Origin of the sequence: Intrasporangium sp., from assembly GCF_036566125.1 — a bacterium.
Taxonomy (GTDB): Bacteria; Actinomycetota; Actinomycetes; order Actinomycetales; family Dermatophilaceae; genus Intrasporangium.
In genome coordinates this window covers 1-5,153 of record NZ_DATCWX010000087.1, presented here as the reverse complement: position 1 = coordinate 5,153, position 5,153 = coordinate 1, and the positions used below count along the sequence as shown (strand labels likewise).

Below are 5,153 nucleotides of genomic sequence, written 5' to 3'. Positions count from 1 at the left end.
AGTGACGTGTTGGGAGCGGCGCCCGGCTCCGTGGGTGTGTTCGACGAGCCGCACGCGGCCAGTCCGAGTGCGGCGACCGACGCTACGGCCACCGTTGCAACAAACCTGTTGCGCATTGATCCTCCTCGGTTTTGCCACCTTTGCCTCATGGCCGGCGGCGTGTGGTGTGCCCGGAAGCCGGGCTGGTGTTTCAGCTGGGTCCGCTCGCGCGGTCCGTGGGCGGTGGGTCGCTCGGCACCGTCGGCCGTCCCACTGGCGTGGGGGGCAGGCAGCGAAGGACCGTGACGTCGCCCGCGATGCGGAGGTCGCCCGCACCGTGGGGAGTGAGCAGGACATCGCCTGCGGCGATGTCGAGCGACGAGCCGTCATCCTCGGTCGTGAGGGTGCCCCGGCCCTCGACGACGACGGTGACGGCGAACCCCCGATCGACGACGACGGAACCGTCGCCGTCAAGCCGGACGACCTGCGCCCGGAAGAACTCCTCTGCCTGGGACGGGAGGGCCGGACCGACCCCCCGAGTGTCGGTCCAACGGCGCCGCAGTGCGGCGATCCCAGCGGGCGGGAGGGCATCGCGGACCACGCTCTCCAGAGCGGTTGCCCGCGGCAGCCCGAGGAAGGCGTGCGCCTCCTCGAGGCCGAACCGCTCGTGCTCGAGCATGACCGAGAGGTCGGTCGGCTCCTGCAGCTCGACGAGCAGGACGCCGGCGCCGATCGCGTGGGGTTGCCCGGCCGGCACGAGGATCGCGTCCCCACGAGAGACCTCGATCGGGTTGAGCGCCGCGAGGAGGCGCTCGTCCTGGGCATCGACGAGGGCCGCGAGCTCGTCGGTCTCCAGGCCGTCCCCGAAGCCGAGCCAGACGGTGGCCCCGGGCGCGGCGTCGAGGATGAGCCAGGCCTCGGTCTTGCCGTGGTCGCAGTCAAGGTGCCGGGCGGCAAAGGTCCGGTCAGGATGGGAGTGGACCGGGAGGCGCTCACCGCTGTCGAGCAGCTTCGTCAGCAGCTGCGGCTCGGCGCCGAACTGCGCCACGTGCGCTGCGCCGAGCCAGCCCTCCGCGTCGGCCGCGAGTGCAGCCGGCAGCGTCATGCCGTCGTCGAGCTGGGTGACGCCGCCTCCGCCCTCGGCGAACAGGTGGGTGGTCGAGGCGAGCCAGTCCTCGGGCCGATGGCCGTCGAAGTCCTCCGGAACCGGCAGTCCGCGGAAGGCGAGGATTCGCTCGCCGCCGCGGTAGAACCGATGCGGCGTGTTGAGCTGCAGCGCGGCAGGTGCAGGCGTGCGGCTGATCGGGGAGGTGGTCGTCATGAAGCGCTCACGTTCCTCACGTCCCGGCCGGGTCGCCGGGGCACACCGGACGCCCGGACAACGAGCCTGGTGGGCAGGACGAAGGTCTGGGCCGACCCCTCGTCACCGAGGAGCCGGGCGAACAGCTGCTGGGCGGCCTTCTGTCCCATCGCAGCCGGGTCCTGGAAGACGACGGTGACCGGCGGCTCGACGACGTCGGACAGCTCGAAGTCGTCATACGCGACAAACGACAGCGGCGTCGCCCAGTCATGCAGCGACGTGAGAGCCGGGATCGTGACCCGCGTGTTGCCGGTGATGACGGCGGTCACCGGATCGGCACCGGCCGTCCACCTCGTCAGAGCGGTTCGCACCGTCTCGGGGGAGTGCGGGCCCATGGAGACGAGCGGGGTGCCGGGCAGCCGGAGGTCCCGGTGGGTCGTCATGAAGCCCTCGCGCCGCTGCCGGGCCGTCCAGACGTCGGCCGAGTCACCGAGGAAGCCGATCCGCCGGTGCCCGTGGGCGACGAGGTGCTCGACCGCGCTGCGGATCCCGCCGAGATTGTCCGACAGGACCGTGTCGACCGGTGTCTCGCTCCGCACGGGCCGGTCGAGGTAGACAACAGGGGTGCGGCTGGCGATCACCGTGGGATCGGCGACCGGCGTCTCGCCCGCCGGGACGACGATGAGCCCGTCGACGCGCCGGGCGACGAGGCCCTTGAGGACGGAACGCTCGCGAGTCGGGGAACCCTCGGCGGACGCGGTCACGAGCAGGTACCGGTGGATTCGCGCCTCCCGCTCCACCGCAGCACCGATGTGCGAGTAGAACGGGTCGGCCAGGTCCTCGACGACGAGGCCGATCGTGAACGTCCGGCCCTGGCGGAGGGTCGCGGCGCTGTCGCCGCGGCGGAAGCCGACCCGCTCGATGACGGCACGGACCCGCTCAGCCGTGTCTGGTCGCACTCCCGGCTCGTGGTTGACGACTCGTGAGACGGTCTTGACGGACACGTGGGCCTCGGCGGCGATGTCGGCCATTGTCGGCCGGCTCGTCGTCCGATCACGTGACTCCGTTGTCATGTCCTGATGACAGCAGAGCGGCGCCATCCGGGCAACGTGATGTGACCTGCTCGTGACCCGTGGGCGGTTCCCTGTCCGATGCCTTGTCCGAAGTGGACAAGGCGGTCCACGACCATTGACGCGTCGGGACGGCACCACGAGTCTCAGGCCCAACGGCTCCCTGCCGGACGATCGGCGCGTTTGCACGCAAACCGACCGTCCCAGCCACCCGCGCAAGCTCGACGACGAGCACTGATGAGCACGGAGGAACCATGGGCGTGACTGCTGCACTGCTGAAGGGGACGGTGGCCATGACGCTCGTGGCCGCCTCGACAATCGGGGTGACCGCTCAGTCGCCCTCTGCCGCGGCCTCGCCCGCGCCACCTGGACTCGCCTCAGCCGCGCCGGCCCCCGACTTCGTCACCTCGTTCGAGGACGGGCAGCCGCAGCCCGAGGTGTCGACGGTCGAGGTCGGCCCGGACGGGCCCCGCCAACGCAATGTCACCGGGACCTTCAACGTGGGTGGCAGCCTGCTCGGGTCAGTCACCGCCGTCACCGCGAGCGCCCAGAATGCGCCTGGAGAGGTGGCGGCCAACCTCGCCGATGCCAACCCGGACACGAAGTGGCTGGCCTTCGCCTCGACCGGGTGGGTGCGCTACCAGCTCGCTTCACCCGCCAAGGCGGTCCGCTACTCCCTCACGTCGGCGAACGACGCACCGGAGCGCGACCCGAAGGACTTCCGGCTCGAGGGGTCGAACGACGGCACGACGTGGACCACGCTCGACACCCGGACGAACATCGACTTCCCCGGCCGATTCGCCACGCTCACGTTCGACGTGACGAGCCCAGCGGCATACGGCTACTACCGACTGAATGTCACCGCGGTGCACAGCGGCGGCATCGTCCAGCTGGCCGACTGGGATCTCAATGACGGCTCGACCGGCAACGGCGACCCGACGCCGATGGTGACCAGCGTGGGAGCCGGGCCCATCTCGGGATTCAACATCAAGCCGCTCGTGGGCTGGACGGGCGTCAAAGCCCTGCGGTACTCCGGCGGCCACACCGCCGTCGGGCGTGGTTACGCCTGGAACCGGCTATTCGACGTCGACGTCCCCGTGACTGAGACGACCCAGGTCGAGTACAAGATCTTCCCGGACATGGTCTCCGGAGACCTGAGCTACCCCTCGACCCACACCGCGGTCGACCTGCGCTTCACCGACGGCAGCTACCTGTCCGACCTCGGCGCCAGTGACGTCCACGAGGTCGCGGCGAGTCCGGCCGGCCAAGGCGCGGGCAAGATCCTCTATGCGCACCAGTGGAACTCGGTCACGCTGGACGTGGGACGCGTCGCCGCCGGCAAGACGATCGACCGGATCCTCGTCGGCTACGACAACCCTGAGGCGACGGAGGAGACGCGGTTCGGAGGCTGGATCGACGACCTGTCCATCGTCCCGCAGCCGGCGGCCGTCGACGGCTCCGATCTGACCAACTACGTCGACGTGCGGCGCGGCACGAACTCGTCCGGGTCCTTCTCGCGCGGCAACAACCTGCCGATCAGCTCCGTCCCGAACGGGTTCACGTTCTTCACACCAACGACTGATGCGAACTCCAGCTCGTGGGAGTACCACTACCAGGCGCAGAACAACGGAGCGAACCTCCCTGTGCTGCAAGGGCTCGCCATCTCGCACGAGCCGAGCCCGTGGATGGGCGATCGCAACCAGCTGTCCGTCATGCCGTCCGTCACCGCAGGGGTCCCGACGGGCTCGGCATCCGGTCGCGGACTCGCCTTCGACCATGCGACCGAGGTCGCCCGCCCCGACTACTACAAGGTCGAGCTGGCCGGGGGCGCCGACGCGAGCGGCATCCGGGCCGAGACGGCTCCTGCCGACCACGGCGGTGTCTTCCGGTTCACCTTCCCCGAGTCGGCCTCGGCCGGTCATCTCGTGGTCGACACCGTGGACAACAGCGGCGCCTTCACCGTGGCGGCGGGCTCCAACGAGCTCACCGGGTGGGTCGACAACGGCAGCGGCCTGTCCGCGGGCCGGAGCCGCATGTTCGTCTACGGGACGTTCGACCGTCCGGTCACGGCGGCGGGTACCGCACCCGGCGGACACTCGGGGACCCGCTACGCGACCTTCGACCTCAGCACCGACCGCCAGGTGGTCGTCAAGCTGGCGACGTCATTCCTCTCGCTGGACCAGGCTCGTCGCAACCACGGACTCGAGCTTGCCGGGCGCGACTTCGAGGCCGTCCGGGCCGCGGCAAACCAGGCGTGGAACGAGCGGCTCGGCGTCGTGGAGGTCGATGGAGCCAACGACAGCGAGCGGACGACGCTCTACTCGAACCTGTACCGGCTCAACCTTTATCCCAACAGCCAGTTCGAGAACACCGGTTCGGCCACCCAGCCGCGCTACCAGTACGCGAGCCCGGTGAGCCCCAAGTCCGGCGCCGCGACACCGACCCAGACGAACGCCGCCGTCAAGGACGGCAAGCTGTACGTCAACAACGGGTTCTGGGACACCTACCGCACTGTCTGGCCCGCGTACTCGCTCCTCTATCCGGAGGTCGCCGCGGAGATCGCCGACGGCTTCGTCCAGCAGTACCGGGACGGCGGCTGGGTCGCGAGGTGGTCATCGCCTGGCTACGCCGACCTCATGACCGGCACGAGCTCCGACGTGTCCTTCGCCGACGCCTACGTCAAGGGCGTCCCGCTGCCGGACCCGCTGGGCACCTACGATGCGGCGCTCAAGAACGCGACGGTCCTGCCGACGTCGAGCGCCGTCGGCCGCAAGGGGCTCGACACGTCGATCTTCCTGGGCTAC

General features: G+C 70.0%; 3 protein-coding genes. 1 reads left to right on the top strand and 2 read right to left on the bottom strand.

Annotated features, from left to right (window positions below; genetic code table 11):
- Positions 1 to 190: 190 nt before the first annotated feature.
- Both VIR15_RS05115 and VIR15_RS05110 read right to left on the bottom strand, forming a co-directional pair.
- Positions 191 to 1,300, bottom strand: a complete 1,110-nt coding sequence (locus VIR15_RS05115) for a class I mannose-6-phosphate isomerase (protein WP_331926396.1) — start codon at positions 1,298 to 1,300, stop codon at positions 191 to 193.
- Complete coding sequence (locus VIR15_RS05110; RefSeq protein WP_331926395.1) at positions 1,297 to 2,352, bottom strand: LacI family DNA-binding transcriptional regulator; 1,056 nt, start codon at positions 2,350 to 2,352, stop codon at positions 1,297 to 1,299. Before VIR15_RS05110 ends, VIR15_RS05115 begins: the two co-directional genes overlap by 4 nt.
- A 251-nt stretch (positions 2,353 to 2,603) precedes the next feature.
- Here VIR15_RS05110 and VIR15_RS05105 point away from each other — a divergent pair.
- Positions 2,604 to 5,153, top strand: a 2,550-nt coding sequence (locus tag VIR15_RS05105) for a glycoside hydrolase domain-containing protein (protein ID WP_331926394.1), incomplete at its 3' end; no start/stop codon positions are given.

Excerpts from the sequence above, each read along its gene's own strand:
- VIR15_RS05115 (WP_331926396.1), bottom strand. The coding sequence starts at position 1,300 with ATGACGACCACCTCCCCGATCAGCCGCACGCCTGCACCTGCCGCGCTG.
- VIR15_RS05110 (WP_331926395.1), bottom strand. The coding sequence starts at position 2,352 with ATGACAACGGAGTCACGTGATCGGACGACGAGCCGGCCGACAATGGCC.